Origin of the sequence: Rhodococcus sp. NPDC057529 (assembly GCF_042802055.1) — a bacterium.
GTDB lineage: Bacteria > Actinomycetota > Actinomycetes > Mycobacteriales > Mycobacteriaceae > Rhodococcus_F.
On the sequence record NZ_JBHVEY010000017.1, the window covers coordinates 120,396 to 141,584 of the forward strand.

Sequence of the window (21,189 nt, forward strand, 5' to 3'; positions counted from 1 at the left end):
ATGACCGGAATCAAGCCGATCGTCGTGGGTGTGGACGGATCCGAGTCGGCGTCCGCCGCAGTGGCGTGGGCCGCGCGGGCCGCCGCCGCACTGTCGCTCCCGCTGCACATCGTGACAGTGGTCCACATCCCTGCCTTCTATTACACCGAGCCGTATCTGGCCGAGAGCTTCAAGGAAGAACTCGAGGACACGGCGAAGGCCCGGCTGGGCAGTGCGCGGGTGCACGCCAAGCAGACGGTGGACGAGCCGCTCGACATCACCACCGAACAGTTCGAGGCCAAGGTGAGCCAGACCCTCATCGAACTGTCCGCGAACGCGCACATGGTGGTGCTCGGCTCGCGCGGGCACGGCGAGTTCACCGGCCTGCTGATCGGTTCCACGACGTCCGCGGTCGCCGCGCACGGCCACTGCCCGCTGGTGGTCGTGCGGGGGCGCACCCTGGACGGGCAGCCGCCGACCGAGGGGCCGATCGTGGTCGGCGTCGACGGGTCCGAAAGCAGCAGGGCCGCGTTGGAAGTGGCGTTCGAGCAGGCCGCCGCCCGGGGTGCGAGCCTCGTCGCGGTCAACGTGTGGAGCGATGTGAGTGTGCAGCCGTCGCTCGGCGCCAGCCCGGACGACCCGCTGTGGAGCAGCATTCAGACGGGCGAGGAAGTGGTGCTGTCGGAGCGCCTCGCCGGGTACCAGGAGCGGTATCCGGACGTGACGGTCGAACGCGTCGTCGCGCGCGACCGCCCCGTGCGGGTGCTCAGCGAATTCGCCGAGAAGGCGCAGCTGATAGTCGTGGGCAGCCGTGGCCGGGGCGGTTTCAAAGGAATGCTGCTGGGCTCCACCAGCAACGCCTTGCTCCACACCGCGGACTGCCCGGTGATGATCGTGCGGCCGGAGAGCTAGCGTGTTCTGTCAGTAGCTGGGAGGTGCGCACATGACCACGCGGGTGTTCCTGGTCGACGATCACGAGATCGTGCGACGAGGCCTGGTCGATCTCCTCGGCAGCGTTCCCGACCTCGAGGTGGTCGGGGAGGCTGCGTCGGTCGGGGAGGCGATGGCGCGGGTCCCCGGCAGCGGCGCCGACGTCGCCGTGCTCGACGTCCGGTTGCCGGACGGCAACGGCGTCGAACTGTGCCGGGATCTGCGCGCCGCACTGCCCGACCTGCGGTGCCTGATGCTGACGTCGTATTCCGACGACGAGGCGCTGTTCGACGCCATCATGGCCGGGGCGTCCGGATTCGTCCTCAAGCAGATCCTCGGCACCGACCTGGTGGCGGCCGTGCGGACGGTGGGGGAGGGCGGTTCGCTGCTCGACAGCAGGGCGACGTCGGCACTGATGAGCCGGATCAGGTCCGCCCGGCGGGACGACCCGCTGGCGCAACTGTCCGAGCAGGAACGCGCCGTGTTCGACTTGATCGGTGAGGGGCTCACCAACCGGGAGATCGCCGAGCGGCTCTTCCTCGCCGAGAAGACGATCAAGAACTACGTGTCGAGACTGTTGTCGAAACTGGGGATGCAGCGGCGGACGCAGGCTGCGGTGCTCGCCACCGAGTTACGCAAGCATCGCTGAAAGTTCGATCACGTCAACGGCACCCGCCAGGTGACGACGGTTCCCCCGTCCGCGGAGTCGACCGTGCAGACGCCGCCGCAGTGCTCGGCGCGCCGATCGAGGTTGTCCAATCCGCTGCGCCGGGCGCCGTCCGCGATCCCGATGCCGTCGTCCGCGACGGTGACGACGAGGTCGTTCCCGGCGGCCACCGAGATGTCGATGGTGGTGGCCCGCGCGTGCCGCAGCGCATTGCTCAGCGCTTCGCGCAACACCGCCTCCGCGTGGGGGTGGATGCGGCTGGGCACGAGAGTGTCGATGGCACCGGTGAACTGGACGTTCGGCGCGACCGGCGATTGGGAGGTGAGGTCGCCGATCACGTCGAGCAGGCGGCGCCGCAGACTGGTCGCCGACGCGATGCCGGTGGCCTGCAGATCGAAGATGGTGGTGCGGATCTCGCGCACCGTCCGGTCGAGTTGCTCGACCGCGGTGGCCACGATGGACCGCACGCCGTCCGGAACGTCTCCGACCGCGTGCGTGCTCTGCAGGCTCATGCCGGTGGCGAACAAGCGCTGAATCACGTTGTCGTGCAGGTCGCGCGCGATCCGGTCGCGGTCGGCGAGCACCGACAGCAGGCGTTGCTTGCTCTGCTGGTCGGCGAACTCGACCGCGACGGCCGCGAGGTCGGCCACCGATTCGAGTCGGGCCACCTCGTCCGGGTCCCACGGAGTGGTGCCCCGCGCCGTGACCACCAGGACCCCGCCGACCCCCGACGCCGTCGACAGCGGCAGCACCGCGGCCCGGCCCGCCTCGGCGGAGAACGGTGCGAGACCGTCGATGCCCGTCAGCAGCGCGGGGGTGCGGGAGCGCAGCACTTCGGCGAACGGTTCGGCCTGGACGGTGCTCCGGAAGTTGCTGCGCAGCGGCCGCACCGCGCTGTCCACCCCGACCACGGCGCCCTCACCGAGCGTCACGACGATGAAGACCTCGTCACCGCTGGACAGTTCGCGTACCTCGGCGGCGAGCGTGTGCAGCGTTTCGTCGAGTGATCCGCCGACCATCAGCCGGGAGGTGATCGCCGCGACGGCCGTCAACCACCGCTCCCGCGTGCGCGATTCCTCGAACAGCCGGGAATTCTCCACCGCCACGCCGGCCGACGTGGCGAGGGCGCGCAGAATGACCTCGTCCTCGTCGGTGAACTCCGGTCCGCTGAGTTTCTCGGTCAGGTAGATGCTTCCGAAGACTTTGCCCCGCATCATGATCGGCATTCCCAGGAAGCTCTTCATCGGTGGATGATTGGGCGGGAAGCCGAGCGACCCCGGATGATCGGCAAGGTTGGCGAGGCGCACCGGACGGGGGTCGTGGACCAGCAGTCCCAGCAGCCCGCGGCCCTCGGGCAGGTGTCCCATGCGTGCACGCTCGTCCGGCGTGATGCCCTCGTAGACGAACTCCGAGAGCCCACCGTCGGGGGAGTGGACACCGAGCGCCCCGTAGCGGGCGCCGAGCAGGGACGTGGCCGAAGTGACGATGCGCTGCAGAGTGGAATCCAGCTCGAGCCCCGACCCGACCACGAGGACCGCCTCGAACAGGCGCTGCAGACTCCGGCGCGTGGGGATCACGTCGGCGAGCCCCTCCCGGAACTCGCTGATCCTCGCCTCGTGCCCACCGTCCGCTCCCATGTCAGCAGCATAGGTCCGGGGGAGGCGTAACACCGCCAACCACGGCGTCGATAAGAGCTCGAGTGTTTACTCATCCGAACTAATGCTTACCCATTGACGTGACGAGGGAGAAGAAGAATGAATCGACGGCACTTCGCACGACGGGTCGCAGCAGGTCTGACCGCTGCAGTGGCAGCGACGATGATGTTCACCGGTGTCGTGTCGGCGCAGCCCGCAGATTCCGCTGCCGTCGTCGACCCGGCGACCGCGATCGCGAAGCTGCGCACCGTGGCCGCCGGAAACCCCGCGGCCGAGGCCGCCATCGAGCGGCTTGCCGCGTCGCCGGCCGACACCGCGGCGACGAACATCGCCCTGCCGGGCCAGATCTTCCAGGTCCCGGCGTACTCCGACACCGGGCAGGGCGGTCCCGTTCTCGGACAGCTGTACGGAGCGGGTGTGGCGACCAACATGAGCAACCAGTTCCGCTTCGGCTTCTTCGGCGGACCGGGCGTCATCGCGGGCGACCAGACCGGCGCCGAACTCGACGTCGTGTACTACAGCTTCGCCACCGGTGCCAGCGGCATCGCGAAGCTGGACCAGAACAACGTCGCGGTGCCCACGGTCGTGTCCACCGCCCCGGTCGCCGGACTCGGCAGCGGACTGGTCGTCGCGGCCGTGTACGGCTCGCTGAACCACCAGGTGGGGCCGAACGTCGTCAAGAGCACGATCTGGTGGCCCACCCTGGGCACCGTGCTCGCCTGACCGGTCGAGAACTCAGGTGGCAGGTCCGGCCCCCGGCCGGTCCTGCCACCACTCCGTCCACCGCTGCTCGAGCTCGGCCCACTCCTCGTCGTCCAGGCCGTAGGCCGCGAGCAGGATCTGCGCACCGCCGTTCGGACGCGCCGCGTTGACGGGCTGCTCCCCGAACTGCAACAGTCCGGGGCCGAGATCGTCGACGCTCACCGCGGTCTGGTGTGCGCCGACGAAACACACCACCCCGTGCAGCAGGTCGCCCGTGTCGGCGACCGCGGTGAAGTGATCGCCCACCGTCATGCCCGCGAGCTTGTCGAGGCCGAGCAGGTGCCGCGCCGAATCTCCGTCCGCGACCGGGCCTTCGAGGAACAGTGTGCGACGCTCGTCGAGTCCGTGCCGTTCGATGCCGAACTTGAGGAACTGCAGGAACGTGGTCCAGCCCTCGGTGACGTCGTCGTACCAGTCGTCGGCGGCGGGATCGGCGCCCCGGGGCGGCCGGGTGATCCGTACCAGCGTGGTGCCGTCGTGCTCGTGGAGGCTGAACCGGTCGGCCCCGCCGAGGGCGAGGGTGAAGGCCTCGGCGTCCTCCGTCACGTCGTCGCCGAAGTAGATTTGCCTGATCTCGTCGTCCAGGCCCTCGTAGTCCCAGCCGTGCCAGCGACGAAGCAACTCCGGGTCGCGCAGCGCAGGCCATACGACCGACGGCGCCGCAGCCACCGATACCTCGATCACGGGCGGGGTTTCCGTCATGGGCTCTCCTGCGTCTCCACTGTTGCCGGTCCGACCTGCACCACCGACCGCCACAGATGCACCACCATGACGACGAACGCCACGCACCACACGGTGAATGCACACCACAGTTCGGCACTACCGACCATACCGACGAGCGGAATGTGGTCCGCTCGGCCCAGGTAGATGCCGGCGACCGCGTACATGCCGAGGGGGAAGACGATGCTCCACACGGTGGCGTCGTAGCGCAGCGGCACCTTGTTGGCGATGTGACGCCACCATCCGGCGGCCACCAGGACCGGGATGAGCCAGGTCGCGAACGCCCAGAACACCACCGCGAATCCGCCGATGAGCCCGCGCGTGGCGTTCACCATCGGCGCGTCCTCCATCTCGACGATGCGGGCGCCCGCGAGAACGGTGATCGCGCACGCACCCATCGCCACCCAGTACGGCGCCGTGAGGTCGCGCGGCCGCAGCGGATACAGCAACATCCGCGCGGCGACGAAGATCCCCGCCGCGCCGTACAGGCACACTCCGACCGACCAGCAGAAGACGGCGACCACGGCCAGGAACCGGCGGGCGCCGTCGTAGACCGGTTCCAGGGTCGCGGCGGCCACGGCCACCGACTGCGCGGCGACCACCCAGATGAACCAGGTTCCGTTGGCACGTGCCACCACCGGACGTTCGGACGTGCCGAGGACGGCGGTCCACGGGACGACGTAGCCGAGCACGACCCACGTCAGCCCGGCGACGGTGAGCAGCACCGCGGTGGCAGCGTGGTGGCCGTCCATCGCCAGGCGCACGCCGAAGACATCGGTCCCGGCGATGAACGTGAAGAAACCGAATCCGCGGCTCGCGTCCGTCAGGTCGTCGACGACCTGACGCCGATACGCCGCGATCCGCCAGATCGTGAGGATCACCAGCGTCACGTAGGCCGCGGCGCAGACGATGAGCAGCAGAACCGACAGCACGTCGAATCCGCCCAGTTTCATGCCCACCGAGATGATCCCGCTGGCCATGACGATCGCGAAGTAGCCCGGATTCAGGGTCCGAACGGAATCCTCGAGACGATCGCGCACGACCGTCACATGGCGACGGTGAGCAGGAACGCGACGTCCTCGATGGCCTCGACGCTGTGCCGGTCCGTCGGGAGCACCAGCAGGTCGCCGGTGGAACCCTTCCACGAGTCCTCACCGGCCACGAGGTTCAGTTTGCCGCTGAGAATGAACAGGGTGGCCTCGCCCGGACTCTCGTGTTCGGCCATCTTCTGACCCGCGGCCAGGGCGATGACGGTCTGCCGGAGGCTGCGCCGATGCCCGCCGTACACGGTCTGCGAACTGCGGCCGCTGGACGTCCCGCCTGCCAACTTCAGTTGCTGACGGGCAAGGGCGGTCAGTGACTTCTTGTCCATGAGGTGAGTATGAACCACTGCGCGCACCGTCACCCGTCGAATGGGGTAACGGTGCGGTGGCAAACAGGTGGCCGGTCAGCGCCGGGTGTAGGTGATCCAGCGGTACCGGGTGCCGTCCTTCGCCGACGTGAGCCACTCACCACTGTCCTGTGCGTGCCAGGAGTCGTCGATGGGGGGTGCCCAGGCGTCGCCGTCGATCGTCACGTCGATCTCGGAGACCAGCAGCTGCGTGGCGAACGGCATTGCCGCCGTGTAGATCTGGCCGCCGCCGATGACGCAGACGTCCTCGTCGGTGAGCGCGAGCGCCGAGGCGATGCCGTCGGCGGATTCCGCCCCCTCCGCCGCCCAGCCGGGCTGACGGCTGATCACGATGTTGCGCCGACCCGGCAGCGGCCGGAATCGCGGGGGCAGCGAGTCCCACGTCCGGCGGCCCATGATCACGGGGTGGCCCTGCGTCACCTTCTTGAAATACGCCATGTCCTCGGGGACGTGCCAGGGGATCGTGTTGTCGCGGCCGATGACGCCGCCGGCGCCCTGGGCCCAGACCAGCTTGACCTCGCGGGCCACTAGACGGCCACCGGCGCCTTGATGGCCGGATGGTGCCGGTAGTCGACGATCTCCACGTCCTCGAACGTGTAGTCGAAGATCGAATCCCGCCGGTTCAGTTTCAGCGTCGGGTACGGCAACGGCTCCCGGCTCAACTGCTCGGTGACCTGGTCGACGTGGTTGTCGTAGATGTGGCAGTCGCCACCCGTCCAGATGAAATCGCCCGGTTCGAGCCCCGCCTGCTGCGCCACCATGTGGGTGAGGAGCGCGTAACTCGCGATGTTGAACGGCACACCCAGGAACAGGTCGGCGCTGCGCTGGTACAGCTGGCACGACAGTTTGCCGTCCGCGACGTAGAACTGGAAGAACGCGTGGCACGGCGCCAGCGCCATCTGCGGGATGTCGCCGACGTTCCACGCCGACACGATGATGCGACGCGAATCCGGGTTCGACTTCAGCGTCTCGATGGTCTGGCTGATCTGGTCGATGTGCTCGCCCGACGGGGTCGGCCAGCTGCGCCACTGCACGCCGTAGACCGGTCCCAGTTCGCCGTCCGCGTCGGCCCACTCGTCCCAGATCGTGACGCCGTTGTCCTGGAGCCACTTCACGTTGGAGTCGCCGCGCAGGAACCACAACAGTTCGTAGACGATCGACTTGAGGTGCACCTTCTTCGTGGTGATCAGCGGAAACCCGTCCGCGAGGTTCCAGCGCATCTGATGCCCGAAGACGCTCTTCGTGCCGGTACCGGTGCGGTCGGCCTTCGGGGTGCCCGTGTCCATGACGAGTCGGAGCAGGTCTTCGTACGGCGTCGGCACAGATGTCACGGTACGAGCATAGGCGGCTCCGCCACCCGTGCGCGGTTCGCGGGTCCCTGCACTCCTCGAGCACTCACGGGCGATAGCCTGCCGCCATGCGTGAACTCTTCGTGATCGGCATCGGCGCCGGCGACCCCGACCAGGTGACGGTCCAGGCGATCAAGGCGATGAACAAGGCGGACGTGTTCTTCGTCATCGGCAAAGGCGACGAGAAGCAGGACCTCGTCGATCTCCGCGCCGGCATCCTCGAGGAGCACGTCACCGGCCCGTACCGCGTCGTGGACATCGTCGACCCGCCCCGCGACCGCACCCCGTCCGACTACGAGGGTGTCGTCGACGACTGGCACGAGCGCCGGGCGGCGCTGTTCGAGGCCGAGTTCGCGTCGGAGCCGGGGGTCGGGGCGATCCTCGTGTGGGGCGACCCGTCGCTCTACGACAGCACACTGCGGATCGTCGAGCGGGTGCTCGCCCGCGGCAACGTGTCGTTCGACTACTCGGTGATCCCGGGCGTGACCAGCGTGCAGTCGCTGGCGGCCCAGCATCGGATCGTGCTCAACCGGATCGGCGAACCCGTCCACGTCACCACCGGGCGCCGCCTCGCCGAGGGGCTGCCGGACGGCGTCGACAACGCGGTGGTGATGCTCGACGCCCACTGCACGTTCACGCAGGTCCCCGGCGACGACGTCCGGATCTGGTGGGGTGCCTACCTGGGCACCCCCGACGAGGTGCTGATCTCCGGTCGCCTGCGGGAGGTCGAGGGCGAGATCCAGCGGGTGCGCGCCGAACTGCGCGAACGCAAGGGCTGGATCATGGACACCTACCTCCTCCGCAGGTGAGCGCGAAAGTGTGGAGGAGCACACTTTCTCGCTCACATGCCGTTAGCCTGGGACCATGCCCGAGCTGCCCGAGGTGGAGGCGTTAGCCGAGTTCCTGCGTGAACACGCCGTGGGAGCGGTCGTGGGCCGGGTCGACGTGGCGGCCCTGAGCGTGCTGAAGACGTTCGACCCCCCGATCACCGCCCTGCAGGGCCGCGACGTCACGGGTGCCGCCCGGTTCGGCAAGCACCTCGCGCTCGACTGCTCCGGGTTGTGGCTCGTCACCCACCTCTCGCGTGGGGGCTGGCTGCGCTGGACGGACAACCCGTCGGTTGCGCCGCCGAAACCGGGCAAGGGCCCGCTGGCGCTGCGGGTGCATTTCTTCACCCCGGAGGGGGCGACGCCGGCGTTCGACCTGACCGAGGCTGGCACGAAGAAGCGGCTCGCGGTGTGGCTGGTGCACGACCCGCAGGAGGTGGAGGGGATCGCCCGGCTCGGGCCCGACGCCCTCGCCGTCACCGAACCCGAATTCGCGGCGCTGCTGTCCACCACGTCGGCGCGGATCAAGAACGCGCTCGTCGACCAGTCGCTGCTCGCCGGCGTCGGCAACGCCTACTCCGACGAAATCCTGCACACCGCAAAGATTTCCCCGTTCGCGACGTCACGCACCCTGCCGGAAGACCAGGTGCACGTGCTGTACGACGCGATGCGTTCCGTGCTCACCGACGCCGTCGACCGGTCGCGCGGTCAGGACGCGGCGCGGCTGAAGGGGGAGAAGAGATCCGGGATGCGCGTCCACGCCCGGACCGGCCTGCCGTGCCCCGTCTGCGGCGACACCGTCCGTGAAGTGTCGTTCGCGGAGAAGTCTTTTCAGTACTGCGCGACGTGTCAGACCGGAGGCAAGGTGCTCGCCGACCGCCGGATGTCGCGGCTGCTGAAGTAGGCGCTGGTGTGAAACCGTGCCCGCATATAGTTGTGACCATGCGTGAACAGGCACCCGGACGGTTCGGTACCCCTCTGACGGCAGGCGCGACCCGCGTCATGCTCCTCGGGTCGGGTGAGCTGGGCAAGGAGGTGATCATCTCCCTCCAGCGACTGGGGGTCGAGGTGATCGCCGTCGACCGCTACGACAACGCGCCGGGCCACCAGGTGGCGCACCGCGCGCACACGATCGACATGAGTGACCCGGAGGCGCTGTTGCGGCTCGTCGACACCGAGAAGCCGCATTTCGTGGTTCCCGAGATCGAGGCCATCGCCACCGATGCGCTGGCCACCGTCGAGGAGCGCGGCGCCGCCGTCGTGGTTCCCACCGCGCGGGCGACGCAGCTGACGATGAACCGCGAGGGGATCCGGCGGCTCGCGGCGGAGGAACTGGGACTGCCCACGTCGCCGTACGAGTTCGCGGAATCGCTCGAGGAGGTCCGGGCCGCCGCCGGGCGCATCGGCTTTCCCTGTGTGATCAAGCCGGTGATGTCTTCATCCGGGAAGGGGCAGTCGACGGTGCGCGCCGCCGACGACGTCGAGAAGGCCTGGGACTACGCGCTCGCGGGCGGCCGCGTCAATTACGGCCGCGTCATCGTGGAGGGGTTCGTCGACTTCGACTACGAAATCACCCAACTCACCGTCCGGGCGATCGGCGCCGACGGCGAAGTGGGCACCTTCTTCTGCGAGCCGATCGGGCATCTGCAGGATTCGGGGGACTACGTGGAGTCGTGGCAGCCGCAGCCGATGAGTGACACGGCGCTCGCCCGGTCGCGTGAGGTGGCGGAGAAGGTGACGTCGGCGCTGGGCGGTCGCGGGATCTTCGGGGTGGAACTGTTCGTGAAGGGCGACGACGTGTACTTCTCGGAGGTCAGCCCCCGCCCGCACGACACGGGACTGGTCACCCTTCGGACGCAACGACTCTCGGAGTTCGAACTGCATGCCCGTGCGATCCTCGGGTTGCCCGTCGACACCACGCTCACGACACCCGGTGCGTCCGCGGTGATCTACGGAAAACTGGATGCCGCCGGGATCGGGTTCGAGGGTGTCGCCGACGCGATGGCCGTCCCCGAGACGGACCTGCGGCTGTTCGGCAAGCCGGAGAGCTTCGCGCGGAGGCGGATGGGCGTCGCCGTGTCCACGGGGCCGGACGTCGAGACCGCGCGCAGCCGCGCGCGGGAGGCGGCGTCCCGCGTCGTGCCCGTCGCGTGAGTCCGGTCGCGGAAGCCTTCGTCGGCCTGGCCGTCGTGGTCGGGCTCGTCGGGATCGTCATTCCTATTCTGCCCGGCACGATCCTCATCTTCGCGGCAATCCTGGTGTGGGCCATCATGACCGGTGGTGCGACGGCGTGGACGGTGTTCGCGGTCGCCACGCTGTTCCTCGTGATCAGCGGCGTCGTCAAATACACCTGGCCGGGCAGGCGGATGCGCAACGCGGGCGTGCCCAACGTGTCGCTGATCGTCGGCGGACTGGCCGGGATCGTGGGATTCTTCGTCGTTCCCGTGGTGGGGTTGTTCCTCGGTTTCATCGCGGGAACGTATGTGGCGGAGCTGTACCGGCTGCGTGCCCACAACCGGGCGTGGGCGTCGACGTGGCACGCGTGCAAGGCCGTCGGACTGTCGATGCTGATCGAACTGCTCGGCGCCCTGATCGCGTCGGGGGTGTGGCTGGCTGCCGTGGTCGCGACGTAGGTCGCCGAAATCGTCGCCGGGGGTATCCAGGAGCGACCTCCACCTGCGATGATGAAATGCGGATGTTGATCTTCCCGGCTAGCGGAGGAATGCGCCGTGAACAAGAAGACGACCTGGATTCTGGCCCCGCTCGCTGCGGCGGCCCTCGCACTGAGTGGCTGCGGCAACGACTCGTCCGACTCGTCCGCGCCGAGCGCCACCAGCGCCGCGGAGGCCACGAGCAGCGGCGAAGCGGCGCCCGCGTCGAACATGATGGAGAAGATTCCGTCACCCTTCGTGATGACCCCGCAGATGGACCCGACGTACGTCGGTTCGGTCGACGGGACCGACGCATACGTCGCGCTGGCCAGGTCGGGCAACGACATGGTCGCCTTCCTGTGCGACGGCGACGAGATGTGGACGTGGATGACCGGCACGATGGACGGCGACACGGCGTCGATGTCGTCGCCGGACGGAGCGACGCTCACGGCGTCGATGAGCGACGGCACCGTGACGGGGCAGGTCAGCGCGCCGGGCATGGCCGACAAGGCGTTCACCGCCAAACCGGTCGGCGCGGAGGACGGGCTGTTCCGGGCAACCACCAACCACGACGGCACCGACTACACCCTCGGCTGGATCATGACCCCCGACGGCGTCCGGGGGCTGGAACGGCAGGCCAACGGCTCGACCACCGGTGGCATCGCCGTCGACCGGAACGGCGACGACATGGACGATCGGCAGCGGGAGCGGCGGCAGGAACGTCGCGAACAGCTGGACTGCGACGAGATGAACACCTACAACACGTGGCTGGTGGCGCAGCCGCAGACGCCGCCGGTGGCCGAGATGGTGTCGATGAACAGCGTGCAGATGGAAGGCTGCTGACGAGGGCCGTGCGTGCTAGCAGCGTCCGTCCGGAGTGTCGCAGCGGTACCACGCACGCGCGTTGCCGCCCATGACCTTGTCGAAGTCGTCGCCGACCGCGTCCGCCACGATGTCGATGTCGCTGTCCTGGAACACTCTTCGGGATCGGCTGCCCGGTAGGTCGGTGCCGAACATCAGCGCCTCGGGGTTGACGGCGTGGATCTTGCGCAGCACGTCGCCGACGTCCTCGATGGTGGTTCGCCCGAACCCGGTGGCCTTCACCCGAACTCCCCGGTCGACGAGATCGAGGAGATACGGCAGGCCCCGCGTCGACATCCCCAGGTGGTCGATGCACACGGCGGGCAGCTTCGCGAACACCGGCTCGAGCGACAGCAGCAGGGTGGCGTCGACGTAGAACTCCGCGTGCCAGCCGGCCAGCTCGTACGCCCGCAGGGCCTGCTTGGTGAGGAGCTTCACGTCGGTCGCGCTGCGCCGAAGATTGAACCGGACGGCTCGGACCCCGGCGCGGTCGAGTTCGAGGATGCTCTCGTCCGGGGTGTCGAGTTCCATCTGGGTGACGCCCACCCAGCTGGGGCCGAGCTCCTCGAGCGCGGCTTTCAGGTAATTCTGGTCGGTGCCCTGGTACGAGGCCGTGACGACGGCGCCGCCGTCCACGCCGAAGCCTGCCGTGCGTGCCCGGTAGTCGGCGATGGTGAACGGCTCCGGAAGGTAGCCGTGGTTCTCGACCACCGGGAACCGGGGATCGATGATGTGAACGTGGGCGTCAAACACGACTCATATCCTGCCTTGTGCGGGGGACTGCCCGGGACATCGCGCCGCAACCGGGGCGACCTCGCCACCGCCCGGACACACCTGCTCCGAGACGACGGAAGGGAACCTCCCGCGGGAGGTTCCCTTCGCACCGAGTCTGAAGATCAGGCCTTGTCGGGCTCGCTGGCCTTGAGCATGTCCTCACGCTCGACGACCTTGATCCGCTCGCGGCCCTCGGGCTCGCCCAGACTGCGCTCGTGCGCGTCGAGGCGGTACCAGCCCTGCCAGGTGGTGTAGGGGACCTGCTTGCCCTCGAGGAACTCGATGATCGCGTCCTCGCCCGGGTTCGCGGGCTCGGGGAAGCCGGTCCGGTCCTCGAGTAGGTTCGCGACGGTCTCGTTGGCATCGCCCTTGGTGTGGCCGATCAGGCCGACCGGGCCGCGCTTGATCCAGCCGGTGACGTAGGTGGCCGGCATGAACCGGGCGTTGCCCTCGGCGGTGTCGTCGGCGATGACGCGTCCGGCCTCGTTCGGGACCGTGCCCGCCTGCTCGTCGAACGGCAGCTTCGCGATGTTCTGCGACAGGTAACCCACGGCGCGGTACACGGCCTGGACGTCCCAGTCGTTGAACTTGCCGGTGCCCTTGACGTTGCCGGTGCCGTCCAGCTGGGTGCGCTCGGTGCGCAGACCGACGACCTTGCCGTCCTCGCCGAGCACCTCGGTGGGCGATTCGAAGAAGTGCAGGAACAGCTTGTGCGGGCGGTTGCCCACGTCGCGGATGGCCCAGTCCTGCAGGGTGTTGGCGACCATGTCGACCTGCTTGGAGTTGCGGCGCGCCTGCTCGGAACCCTCGTCGTAGTCGATGTCCTCGGGGTCGACGATGACCTCGATCGTCGGCGAGTGATCGAGTTCACGCAGCTCGAGGGGGGTGAACTTGGCCTGCGCCGGTCCGCGGCGGCCGAACACGTGGACCTCGACGGCCTTGTTGGCCTTGAGTCCCTCGTAGACGTTGGCGGGGATCTCCGTCGGCAGCAGTTCGTCGCCGGTCTTGGCGAGGACGCGCGCGATGTCGAGGGCGACGTTGCCGACACCGAGGACGGCGACCTTCTCGGCCTCGAGGGGCCAGGTGCGCGGGACGTCGGGGTGGCCGTCGTACCAGGAGACGAAGTCGGCGGCGCCGTAGCTGCCGTCGAGTTCGATGCCCGGGATGTTGAGGGCGCGGTCGGCGTTGGCGCCGGTGGAGAAGATCACCGCGTCGTAGAAGCTGTGCAGGTCTTCGAGGGTGATGTCGCTGCCGTAGTCGATGTTGCCCAGCAGGCGGACCGACGGCTTGTCGAGCACCTTGTGCAGGGCGGTGATGATGCCCTTGATGCGCGGGTGGTCGGGGGCGACGCCGTACCGGATCAGACCGAAGGGCGCAGGCATCCGCTCGAAGAGGTCGATGCTGATCCCGCCGTCAGACGCGGCATCGGATTTCATGAGTGCGTCGGCTGCGTAGATACCGGCTGGACCGGCACCCACGATCGCAACGCGCAACGGACGTGTCTGATCAGTCATCTGGAGCGAACTACCTTCTGAAGGGCGGACAACGAAACCTCAGCTTAAATTAAGCCCAGCCTGATCGGGTGGCCGAGGTGCAGCAGACAGGGCAAAGCCCATTCTCGGGACTCACGCCTGTAGAGAGTAGTCGCCTCCGCGTTGGGGGGTCACAAACACGATTTGTAGGGGCAGCTCGATACACTCGTGGCCAGCCGAGATCGAAGGGAAGTCATGTCCGGTTCGAGCGAATCGCCTCAGCGCGACGCGGGAGGCGCGGAAGATCCGGTGGATCCCCGGCGCACCACGGCGGTGCCGTTCATCGCCGCAGTCACCGTCATCGTCGTCATCCTCGTCGCCATCGTGGTGTCCAGCATGCTCTCGCCCGCCGACGAGAACGTCACGGAGGCGGACCGCATCAACCGTTCGGTCGCCGACTTCATCCAGGCCCACAACCACGACGACGCCGATCTGCAGAAGACGCTGGTCTGCCCGACGTGGTCCGACGACCGGTCCGTGCTCCGGGGCAGGGAAGGCGACGTCACGCTGCAGGGCGTCGAATCGTCCGAGGTCAACGGCGACCGTGCCCGGGCGGAAGTCCGGGTCAGCGCCGACGACGGCAAGGGCGAGACGACGGACACCTGGCAACTGACGCGGGACGGCGACACATGGGTCGTGTGCAACTGACCGTTGCCCGGAAGGGCGCACAGAACAGGGTTGTGAAAAGCTGACATGGTGAGTTACGCAGGCGACATAACGCCGGAGCATGCCTGGGAGCTGCTCCGCGACAATCCCGACGCTGTGCTGGTGGACGTGCGGACGGACGCCGAGTGGAAATACGTCGGGGTCCCCGACACGACCTCCCTCGGGCGGAAGACCGTGCTGATCGAATGGGTCAGCTACCCGACGGGCAGTCGTAACGACAACTTCGTGGACCAGCTGAAGGAGGCCGGGATCGCGGGCGGCGACAACGCCCCGGTGATCTTCCTGTGTCGCTCCGGCCAGCGGTCCATCGGTGCGGCGGAAGCCGCGACAGCGGCGGGCATCGGCCCGTCGTACAACGTGCTCGACGGTTTCGAAGGCGGCCTGGACGCCGACGGTCATCGTGGGGCGGTCGGCTGGCGGGCGCTGGGCCTGCCGTGGAGGCAGTGGTGAGTGCAATTCCTCGAGGCGGCGCGTTTGACAAGGCGCTGCCGGACGACATCGGCCAGGGCACGATCAGCGTGCGCGGAGGAACCCTCCGTTCCGGCTTCGAAGAGACGTCCGAAGCGATCTTCCTGAACTCCGGTTTCGTGTTCGAGAGCGCCGGAGCGGCCGAGGCGTCGTTCACCGGCGACATCGACCACTTCGTGTACTCCCGGTACGGCAACCCCACCGTGAAGATGTTCGAGGAGCGGCTGCGCCTGATCGAGGGCGCGGAGGCCTGCTTCGGCACCGCCAGCGGAATGTCCGCGGTGTTCACCGCACTCGGCGCGCTGCTCAAGGCAGGCGACCGCCTCGTCGCGGCGCGCAGCCTGTTCGGCTCCTGCTTCGTGGTGTGCAACGAGATCCTGCCCCGCTGGGGTGTGGAGACGGTGTTCGTCGACGGTGAAGACCTCGACCAGTGGGAGAAGGCTCTGTCCGAGCCGACCACCGCGGTGTTCTTCGAGACGCCGTCGAACCCGATGCAGACACTCGTGGACGTCCCCCGGGTGGCGGAACTAGCACACGCCGCCGGCGCCAAGGTCGTGCTCGACAACGTGTTCGCGACCCCGCTGCTGCAGCACAGCCTGGAACTGGGCGCCGACATCGTCGTCTACTCCGGCACCAAGCACATCGACGGCCAGGGCCGCGTGCTCGGCGGGGCGATCCTCGGTCCGAAGGACTACATCGAGGGACCCGTCCAGAACCTCATGCGCCACACCGGGCCGGCGCTGAGCCCGTTCAACGCGTGGACGCTCCTCAAGGGGCTCGAGACGATGCCGATCCGGGTGCGGCACTCCGTCGGCTCGGCACTGGAGATCGCCCGGTTCCTCGAAGGCCACGCCGCCGTCGACTGGGTCAAGTACCCGTATCTCGAATCGCACCCCCAGTACGACCTCGCCAAGCGGCAGATGAGCGGCGGCGGCACCGTCGTCACCTTCGCGCTGAACGCGTCCGAGAGCGAAGCGAAGAAGCGGGCCTTCGAACTCCTCGACGCCCTGCGACTGGTCAACATCTCCAACAACCTCGGCGACTCCAAGTCGCTCATCACCCACCCGGCCACCACCACCCACCGGGCGATGGGGCCGGAAGGTCGTGCGGCAGTGGGCATCACCGACGGCGTCGTCCGGCTGTCCGTCGGACTCGAAGACACCGCCGACCTCCTGGCCGACCTGGAGCAGGCGCTGGGATAGGCGCACGAGCCCGGACGGCCTAGAGGTCGAGGCTCGAGGCCTGCGCGACCGCGTGGAGGCGCTCGGCAGTGACGGCGTCCTGGGCGTCGTACCGCCGGGCGCACTCGACGAGTGTCGCCGACATCCCGGCCAGCGTGCGCTGCAACGACTCCCGCCTGCCGTCGAGGTAGGACGTGAACCGGTCGAACCCGGCGCCGGCCGCTTCCGGCCACGCCGCCCCCGAGCCGGCGACGGCAGCGTCGATGGGGTTCAGCCGTGAGAGTGCATCGTCGAACAGGGCGTCGAGCTGACCGGCCGCTGCGCGCAGGGTACCGGTGTCGACGTGGGTGGAACCGCTCATGTTCGATCCTTCGTGTCGGTCGAGACGAGATCGGGCTCCCGCGGACGCGATCGATCCGCTAGGGTACGGGTATTATGCATCCTGGGGGGGATCGTGAATCTGAGGGACATAGCCCGGTGGGACGTCCGCGCGCTGCAGGCCGTGCAACGGTCGCTGTCCGAGCGGGCGGCGACCATCGCATTCGTGCAGGACGGTCTCGCCGACATCGGCCGGTTGCCGGTGTGGCAGGACGAGGCCGCGGACGCCCCACGTCGGCGGTTCCGGATCGTCGCGGATGAACTGAGCGGGGAGGCGGCGTCGGTCGCCGTCGTCGAGTCGTTGGCCCGCGAGTTGTTCGACGCGGTCACGCACCTGCAGACCGAACTCGACGGCGTCCGTGACGCGGCGGCCGCCCACGGCATGGCGCTGTCGGACGACGGGGACGTCGCGGACGCACCGGGACCGCCGGTCGACGTGCCGAACGCGGTGGGGCGCGAGGAACTCCGCGCCGAACTGGGTGCCGCGGCCCGGGCGTTGGTCCTGCAGGCGGAGGACCTCGTCGCCGACGCGGCGGCCGTCCTGACGCGGGCCGCGGACGGCGGTGTCGAACCCGGTGAGGTGGGTCGCGGCCTGTCCGCCCCGGCGCCTCCGCCGGACGGCTCCCCGCTGGCCAATCGCGAGTACTGGGACGCCCTGCCCGCGGCCCAGCGGCGGGAGGTGATCGAGCGGCATCCCGAGTGGGTGGGCAACCGCGACGGCATTCCGTCCGCGGTGCGGCACGAGGCGAACGTGAGCCGATTCGCCGGCGAGCGGTCCTGGTGGGAGTCGGAACGGGACCGCCTGCGGGACACGTTGGATCACAACGTGTTCGGTGGCGCGTTCACCGACGACGATGCGTGGCTGTGGTACGCCGAGCAGAAGCTGCGGGACCTCGACGACGTCGAGGCGCTCGTCCGCGACCACCCGGACGGCAGGCTGATGCTGCTCGATCTGCATTCGGGTGAACGGACGATGGCCGCCTTCGCGCTCGGCGACCCCGACACCGCCGACCACATCTCCGTCACCACACCGGGCATCGACACCACCGTCGGCTCCCTCCCCGGAATGACCGACGAGGCAACGGCGCTGAAGGCAGAAATCGAACGGCAGCTGGACCTTTCCGGCCGCACCGGCGACACGGTGTCGACGATCGCGTGGCTCGGGTATCAGCCGCCGACCACCACCGGTCCGGGCAATTACGACGTACCGTTCATCGACCAGAATCTCGGGCGCGGCTGGCTCCTCGACGCCTGGCACTCCGACCGCGCGACCGCGGGAGCCCCGAAGCTCGCCTCGTTCTACGAAGGACTCGACGTCGCCTCGCAGACGCCCGACCCGCACATCACCGCCCTCGGACATTCGTACGGTTCGTACACCCAGGGCCTGGCCCTGCAGGAAGCGGGACCGCGGCAGCCGGTCGACGACGCCGTGTTCTACGGGTCACCAGGCTTCGACGCGAACGACGAATCCGACCTCGGGCTGGCACCCGGCCACGGGTTCGTGATGCGCGCGCACGACGACCCGATCACCGTGGCGGACGGGTTCGGCCGGCTCGGACCCGATCCCGTGCAGACCGACCTCGAGCAACTGTCGGTGCGTGCGGCGACGACCTCCGACGGCATCCGGCGGGAAGACGCCAACGGGCACAGCGAGTATCCACGGCCGAGCGACAACGGCGAACTGCGGGCGTCCGGCTACAACATGGCCGTGATCGCGGCGGGCCTGCCGGAACTGGCGCTCCGGTGACGATCCGGTGGGCGACGAAGACGGTCGCCGCGATCGGCGCGGCGATCCTGACGAGCGGATGTGGTGGCGTGACGGACAACCCGTACAACTTCGGCGACGACGAGATCGCGGCGGCGGCCGAGAGTCTGAGCGGCAGGCCGACGCTCGCCGTCACCGAGAGACACGTCACCGATGCGCTGGTGCGGATCGGCGAAGCCGTCGGCGCGATCGCTCCGGAGGTCCGGTGGCGGTGGCATCGTGAACGCAGCCAGGGCGGCGGATGCCCCGGACCGTACGCCTACACGGAGGGGAAGTCCGTCACCACGCGAGCGCTACTGTCCGACAACCCGATCCGTGACGACGACTGGCCGGTGGTGCTGGCGGCGGCCCGCGCGGTCGCCGCCGACGCCGGGATGGATCGGCTCGACGTCCACGTCGACGAGCCCGGACGTCACGATGTGACGTTCGCCGGCGAGGACGGGAACCGGATCATGTTCGGGACGTACAAGGCTGCCTCGCTCCGGGGCGTCACCGGCTGCCGCCACCCGTGAGTACTTGTCAACGTCGGGCGGTTAACAAGTACTCACGGGTGGCGCAGCCGCATCGCCGAACGGATCCGACGTGCGGCCGACCAGGTCGGCGACCGATTTGAGAACCGCGGTGGGGCGGTAGGGGAACAGCTCCACCGAATCCCGCGTCGAGATTCCGGTGAGGACGAGGATGGTCTGCAGCCCGGCTTCGAGCCCGCAGACGATGTCGGTGTCCATGCGGTCACCGATCATCAACGTGTTCGCGGAGTGCGCGCCGATGGCCCGCAGCGCCGAGCGCATCATCAGGGCGTTCGGCTTGCCAACGTAGTACGGGTCGCGGCCGGTGGCCCGGCTGATCAATGCCGCAACGGATCCTGTGGCCGGAAGGGAGCCCTCGCGCGACGGTCCGGTGGGGTCGGGGTTGGTGGCGATGAAGCGAGCACCCCTCTCCACCAGGCGAATTGCGGTGGTGATGGCCTCGAAGGAATAGGTGCGGGTCTCACCGAGGACCACGTAGTCGGGATCGTTCTCGGTGAGGACGTATCCGATGTCGTGCAGCGCGGTGGTGAGCCCGGATTCGCCGACGACGTAGGCGCTGCCGCCGGGGCGCTGGTTCGCCAGGAACGTCGCGGTGGCCAGGGCGGACGTCCAGATCGATTCCTCGGGAATGTCCAGGCCGGTGCGGAGCAGCCGGGCGCGGAGATCGCGCGGAGTCCTGATGGAATTGTTGGTCAGGACGATGAACGGGGTGCCGGACTCCCGGAGTTCGGCCAGGAACAGGTCGGCGCCGGGGACCAGATGCTCTTCGTGGACGAGTACGCCGTCCATGTCCATGAGATAGGTCCAGCCCGGGTGCTCTACTTCGTTGCTCACCGACTCAGTATGGAGGAGCGGGAGGGTGCATGCGTGACTATGCGAGCAGCCGGAACAGGCCGATGAGACCGACGACGACGATGGTTCCCCGCAGCGCGGTGGGGGACAGGCGGCGGCCGTAGCGGGCGCCGAGGACGCCGCCGAGCAGCGAGCCCACCGCGATGAGGCCGGCGGCCGCCCAGCTGATCCGGTCGAAGGCCACGAGCGTGTACGCGGTCGCGGCGACGACGTTGACGATGAGCGACAGCAGATTCTTCGCGCCGTTCATCCGTTGCAGGCTCTCCGGCAGGATCGCGCCCATCACGCCCATCAGCAGAATGCCCTGCGCAGCGGTGAAGTATCCGCCGTACACCCCGACGGCGAACGTGCCGACGGTCAGCAGGGTGAGTCGCGTAGTGCTCAGGCCCGCCTCGTGGCTGCCGCGTTGCTTCGCCCAGGCCTGGATCTTCGGCTGCAGCACCACCAAAATCAGGGCGAGGATCAGCAGCACCGGGACGATGAGTTCGAACACCGTTTCGGGCAGGTGCAGCAGGAGCCACGAGCCGAGAATCGCACCGCACAGGGAGGCCGGGATCTGCCACCGCAGCCGCGGTCCCTGCCCGGCGAGCTCCCGCCGGTATCCCCACGTGCCGGACACGCCACCGGCGACGAGGCCGATCGCGTTCGACATCGTGGCGGTCACGGGAGGGAACCCGAAAGCCACCAGGGTGGGGAAGGTGATGAGCGTGCCGCTGCCGACGATGGCGTTGATCGCGCCCGCGCCGACGCCGGCGACGAGGATCGCGATGACTTCGAGTGGTGTCACCGAGGCGACGTTACAAGGGCCTCCGACGGCCCGGCAGCCGGGTCACGCGGCGGCGGCGATACGCGACCGCGCGTCCCATCCAACCGCATCCCCGACCGGTTGTCAGCACTTCTGCGCACGGTGATTCTTGCGTCCGCGCGACGCTATTTCCCTTGTGTTGCAGGGAAATACCCCGTGTTGACGACGTCCGGGAATGCAGCTAGTGTTCGCTTCAACCATCCAGAGCGACCGAGAGACCTGGCTCGTTGACGTCGCAGCAACCCTTCCGAATTTTTCGGGTGCGGGTGCTACCGCCGGGATCGATGGAAGGCAGCACATGAACTACCCCGCGCGCCCTGCGTGGCGCAGACGGCACATCGACCTGTGCCGTACCACCTCCTGCCACTGTTGACGAGGTCTCACCGCACGCTCACCGGGTGAAACGCCAGGTGAGCGCCTGACGCG

At 68.5% G+C, this 21,189-nt stretch carries 25 protein-coding genes and 1 riboswitch; of the genes, 14 read left to right on the top strand and 11 right to left on the bottom strand.

Annotated elements, in window-relative coordinates; genetic code table 11:
- A complete protein-coding gene (locus ACFU5V_RS29575) occupies window positions 1–891 on the top strand; it encodes a universal stress protein (protein ID WP_276139143.1) in 891 nt (296 codons plus the stop codon).
- 31 nt (window positions 892–922) lie between these two features.
- Entirely contained in the window at window positions 923–1,558 is a 636-nt protein-coding gene (locus ACFU5V_RS29580) for a response regulator (RefSeq protein WP_378703414.1), read from the top strand.
- An 8-nt stretch (window positions 1,559–1,566) separates the two neighbouring features.
- On the opposite strand, the gene ACFU5V_RS29585 is transcribed toward ACFU5V_RS29580, so the two are convergent.
- Complete coding sequence (locus ACFU5V_RS29585; RefSeq protein ID WP_378703415.1) at window positions 1,567–3,213, bottom strand: GAF domain-containing sensor histidine kinase; 1,647 nt, start codon at window positions 3,211–3,213, stop codon at window positions 1,567–1,569.
- Window positions 3,214–3,330: 117 nt separating this feature from the next.
- Between ACFU5V_RS29585 and ACFU5V_RS29590 the strand changes: the two genes are divergently transcribed.
- Window positions 3,331–3,954, top strand: coding sequence for a Tat pathway signal protein (locus ACFU5V_RS29590; protein WP_378703416.1), 624 nt, complete (start codon window positions 3,331–3,333; stop codon window positions 3,952–3,954).
- 12 nt (window positions 3,955–3,966) lie between these two features.
- Here the strand turns inward: ACFU5V_RS29590 and ACFU5V_RS29595 are convergent, their stop codons facing one another.
- The 5 genes from ACFU5V_RS29595 to ACFU5V_RS29615 form a co-directional block, all read right to left on the bottom strand.
- Entirely contained in the window at window positions 3,967–4,695 is a 729-nt protein-coding gene (locus tag ACFU5V_RS29595; RefSeq protein ID WP_378703417.1) for an SRPBCC domain-containing protein, read from the bottom strand.
- Complete coding sequence (locus tag ACFU5V_RS29600; protein ID WP_378703418.1) at window positions 4,692–5,762, bottom strand: tellurite resistance/C4-dicarboxylate transporter family protein; 1,071 nt, start codon at window positions 5,760–5,762, stop codon at window positions 4,692–4,694. Before ACFU5V_RS29600 ends, ACFU5V_RS29595 begins: the two co-directional genes overlap by 4 nt.
- Window positions 5,759–6,085, bottom strand: a complete 327-nt coding sequence (locus ACFU5V_RS29605; RefSeq protein ID WP_087559051.1) for a cupin domain-containing protein — start codon at window positions 6,083–6,085, stop codon at window positions 5,759–5,761. The genes ACFU5V_RS29600 and ACFU5V_RS29605 overlap by 4 nt, the downstream gene beginning before the upstream one ends.
- A gap of 75 nt (window positions 6,086–6,160) precedes the next feature.
- Window positions 6,161–6,652, bottom strand: a complete 492-nt coding sequence (locus tag ACFU5V_RS29610; protein WP_378430258.1) for a dihydrofolate reductase — start codon at window positions 6,650–6,652, stop codon at window positions 6,161–6,163.
- Entirely contained in the window at window positions 6,652–7,410 is a 759-nt protein-coding gene (locus ACFU5V_RS29615) for a thymidylate synthase (RefSeq protein WP_276139191.1), read from the bottom strand. Before ACFU5V_RS29615 ends, ACFU5V_RS29610 begins: the two co-directional genes overlap by 1 nt.
- A 131-nt stretch (window positions 7,411–7,541) precedes the next feature.
- On the opposite strand from ACFU5V_RS29615, the gene cobF reads away from it, so the two are divergent.
- The 5 genes from cobF to ACFU5V_RS29640 all read left to right on the top strand — a co-directional run bounded on the left by cobF (window position 7,542) and on the right by ACFU5V_RS29640 (window position 11,794).
- Window positions 7,542–8,282 carry a precorrin-6A synthase (deacetylating) gene (gene cobF / locus ACFU5V_RS29620; protein ID WP_378703419.1) on the top strand — a complete coding sequence of 247 codons (741 nt, stop codon included), beginning with the start codon at window positions 7,542–7,544 and terminating at the stop codon, window positions 8,280–8,282.
- Between the two features lie 55 nt (window positions 8,283–8,337).
- Window positions 8,338–9,204, top strand: coding sequence for an Fpg/Nei family DNA glycosylase (locus ACFU5V_RS29625; RefSeq protein WP_378430256.1), 867 nt, complete (start codon window positions 8,338–8,340; stop codon window positions 9,202–9,204).
- Between the two features lie 38 nt (window positions 9,205–9,242).
- A complete protein-coding gene (gene purT / locus ACFU5V_RS29630; RefSeq protein WP_378703420.1) occupies window positions 9,243–10,454 on the top strand; it encodes a formate-dependent phosphoribosylglycinamide formyltransferase in 1,212 nt (403 codons plus the stop codon).
- Complete coding sequence (locus ACFU5V_RS29635) at window positions 10,451–10,933, top strand: DUF456 domain-containing protein (protein ID WP_378430254.1); 483 nt, start codon at window positions 10,451–10,453, stop codon at window positions 10,931–10,933. The genes purT and ACFU5V_RS29635 overlap by 4 nt, the downstream gene beginning before the upstream one ends.
- A gap of 96 nt (window positions 10,934–11,029) precedes the next feature.
- On the top strand, window positions 11,030–11,794 hold the full coding sequence (locus tag ACFU5V_RS29640; RefSeq protein WP_378703421.1) for a hypothetical protein: 765 nt from the start codon (window positions 11,030–11,032) through the stop codon (window positions 11,792–11,794).
- Window positions 11,795–11,809: 15 nt separating this feature from the next.
- Here the strand turns inward: ACFU5V_RS29640 and ACFU5V_RS29645 are convergent, their stop codons facing one another.
- Together ACFU5V_RS29645 and ACFU5V_RS29650 are read right to left on the bottom strand one after the other, a co-directional pair.
- Entirely contained in the window at window positions 11,810–12,565 is a 756-nt protein-coding gene (locus ACFU5V_RS29645; protein ID WP_378430252.1) for an amidohydrolase family protein, read from the bottom strand.
- Window positions 12,566–12,708: 143 nt separating this feature from the next.
- Window positions 12,709–14,100: an FAD-dependent oxidoreductase gene (locus tag ACFU5V_RS29650; RefSeq protein ID WP_072947150.1), complete on the bottom strand. Its 1,392-nt coding sequence runs from the start codon at window positions 14,098–14,100 to the stop codon at window positions 12,709–12,711.
- Between the two features lie 213 nt (window positions 14,101–14,313).
- On the opposite strand from ACFU5V_RS29650, the gene ACFU5V_RS29655 reads away from it, so the two are divergent.
- The 3 genes from ACFU5V_RS29655 to ACFU5V_RS29665 are packed head-to-tail and all read left to right on the top strand — an operon-like array spanning window position 14,314 to window position 16,454.
- Entirely contained in the window at window positions 14,314–14,766 is a 453-nt protein-coding gene (locus ACFU5V_RS29655; protein ID WP_276139158.1) for a hypothetical protein, read from the top strand.
- A 48-nt stretch (window positions 14,767–14,814) separates the two neighbouring features.
- Window positions 14,815–15,234 carry a rhodanese-like domain-containing protein gene (locus ACFU5V_RS29660; RefSeq protein WP_072947168.1) on the top strand — a complete coding sequence of 140 codons (420 nt, stop codon included), beginning with the start codon at window positions 14,815–14,817 and terminating at the stop codon, window positions 15,232–15,234.
- A complete protein-coding gene (locus ACFU5V_RS29665) occupies window positions 15,231–16,454 on the top strand; it encodes an O-succinylhomoserine sulfhydrylase (protein WP_378430249.1) in 1,224 nt (407 codons plus the stop codon). Before ACFU5V_RS29660 ends, ACFU5V_RS29665 begins: the two co-directional genes overlap by 4 nt.
- Before the next feature lie 19 nt (window positions 16,455–16,473).
- Here the strand turns inward: ACFU5V_RS29665 and ACFU5V_RS29670 are convergent, their stop codons facing one another.
- Window positions 16,474–16,794 carry a type VII secretion target gene (locus tag ACFU5V_RS29670; protein WP_378703422.1) on the bottom strand — a complete coding sequence of 107 codons (321 nt, stop codon included), beginning with the start codon at window positions 16,792–16,794 and terminating at the stop codon, window positions 16,474–16,476.
- A 93-nt stretch (window positions 16,795–16,887) separates the two neighbouring features.
- Between ACFU5V_RS29670 and ACFU5V_RS29675 the strand changes: the two genes are divergently transcribed.
- The gene (locus ACFU5V_RS29675) at window positions 16,888–18,558 is read left to right on the top strand and encodes an alpha/beta hydrolase (RefSeq protein WP_378703424.1); all 1,671 of its coding nucleotides are present in this window, start codon (window positions 16,888–16,890) and stop codon (window positions 18,556–18,558) included.
- Window positions 18,555–19,088: an LppA family lipoprotein gene (locus ACFU5V_RS29680; RefSeq protein WP_378703425.1), complete on the top strand. Its 534-nt coding sequence runs from the start codon at window positions 18,555–18,557 to the stop codon at window positions 19,086–19,088. The genes ACFU5V_RS29675 and ACFU5V_RS29680 overlap by 4 nt, the downstream gene beginning before the upstream one ends.
- Window positions 19,089–19,109: 21 nt before the next feature.
- Here ACFU5V_RS29680 and ACFU5V_RS29685 read toward each other — a convergent pair whose 3' ends face one another.
- Window positions 19,110–19,901 (bottom strand): HAD-IIA family hydrolase, encoded by a 792-nt coding sequence (locus ACFU5V_RS29685; protein WP_378703462.1) that lies wholly within the window; start codon window positions 19,899–19,901, stop codon window positions 19,110–19,112.
- 76 nt (window positions 19,902–19,977) lie between these two features.
- Entirely contained in the window at window positions 19,978–20,745 is a 768-nt protein-coding gene (locus ACFU5V_RS29690; protein WP_378430245.1) for a sulfite exporter TauE/SafE family protein, read from the bottom strand.
- Between the two features lie 212 nt (window positions 20,746–20,957).
- A riboswitch (SAM riboswitch) is annotated at window positions 20,958–21,054 on the top strand.
- Window positions 21,055–21,061: 7 nt separating this feature from the next.
- Here ACFU5V_RS29690 and ACFU5V_RS29695 point away from each other — a divergent pair.
- A complete protein-coding gene (locus tag ACFU5V_RS29695) occupies window positions 21,062–21,136 on the top strand; it encodes a putative leader peptide (protein ID WP_369426197.1) in 75 nt (24 codons plus the stop codon).
- The last annotated feature ends 53 nt before the right edge of the window (window positions 21,137–21,189 follow it).

Excerpts from the sequence above, each read along its gene's own strand:
- ACFU5V_RS29580 (WP_378703414.1), top strand. The coding sequence starts at position 923 with ATGACCACGCGGGTGTTCCTGGTCGACGATCACGAGATCGTGCGACGA.
- ACFU5V_RS29615 (WP_276139191.1), bottom strand. The coding sequence starts at position 7,410 with ATGGACACGGGCACCCCGAAGGCCGACCGCACCGGTACCGGCACGAAG.
- ACFU5V_RS29575 (WP_276139143.1), top strand. The coding sequence starts at position 1 with ATGACCGGAATCAAGCCGATCGTCGTGGGTGTGGACGGATCCGAGTCG.
- ACFU5V_RS29590 (WP_378703416.1), top strand. The coding sequence starts at position 3,331 with ATGAATCGACGGCACTTCGCACGACGGGTCGCAGCAGGTCTGACCGCT.
- ACFU5V_RS29685 (WP_378703462.1), bottom strand. The coding sequence starts at position 19,901 with ATGGACATGGACGGCGTACTCGTCCACGAAGAGCATCTGGTCCCCGGC.
- purT (WP_378703420.1), top strand. The coding sequence starts at position 9,243 with ATGCGTGAACAGGCACCCGGACGGTTCGGTACCCCTCTGACGGCAGGC.
- ACFU5V_RS29585 (WP_378703415.1), bottom strand. The coding sequence starts at position 3,213 with ATGGGAGCGGACGGTGGGCACGAGGCGAGGATCAGCGAGTTCCGGGAG.
- ACFU5V_RS29655 (WP_276139158.1), top strand. The coding sequence starts at position 14,314 with ATGTCCGGTTCGAGCGAATCGCCTCAGCGCGACGCGGGAGGCGCGGAA.
- ACFU5V_RS29625 (WP_378430256.1), top strand. The coding sequence starts at position 8,338 with ATGCCCGAGCTGCCCGAGGTGGAGGCGTTAGCCGAGTTCCTGCGTGAA.
- ACFU5V_RS29605 (WP_087559051.1), bottom strand. The coding sequence starts at position 6,085 with ATGGACAAGAAGTCACTGACCGCCCTTGCCCGTCAGCAACTGAAGTTG.
- ACFU5V_RS29595 (WP_378703417.1), bottom strand. The coding sequence starts at position 4,695 with ATGACGGAAACCCCGCCCGTGATCGAGGTATCGGTGGCTGCGGCGCCG.
- ACFU5V_RS29670 (WP_378703422.1), bottom strand. The coding sequence starts at position 16,794 with ATGAGCGGTTCCACCCACGTCGACACCGGTACCCTGCGCGCAGCGGCC.
- cobF (WP_378703419.1), top strand. The coding sequence starts at position 7,542 with ATGCGTGAACTCTTCGTGATCGGCATCGGCGCCGGCGACCCCGACCAG.
- ACFU5V_RS29650 (WP_072947150.1), bottom strand. The coding sequence starts at position 14,100 with ATGACTGATCAGACACGTCCGTTGCGCGTTGCGATCGTGGGTGCCGGT.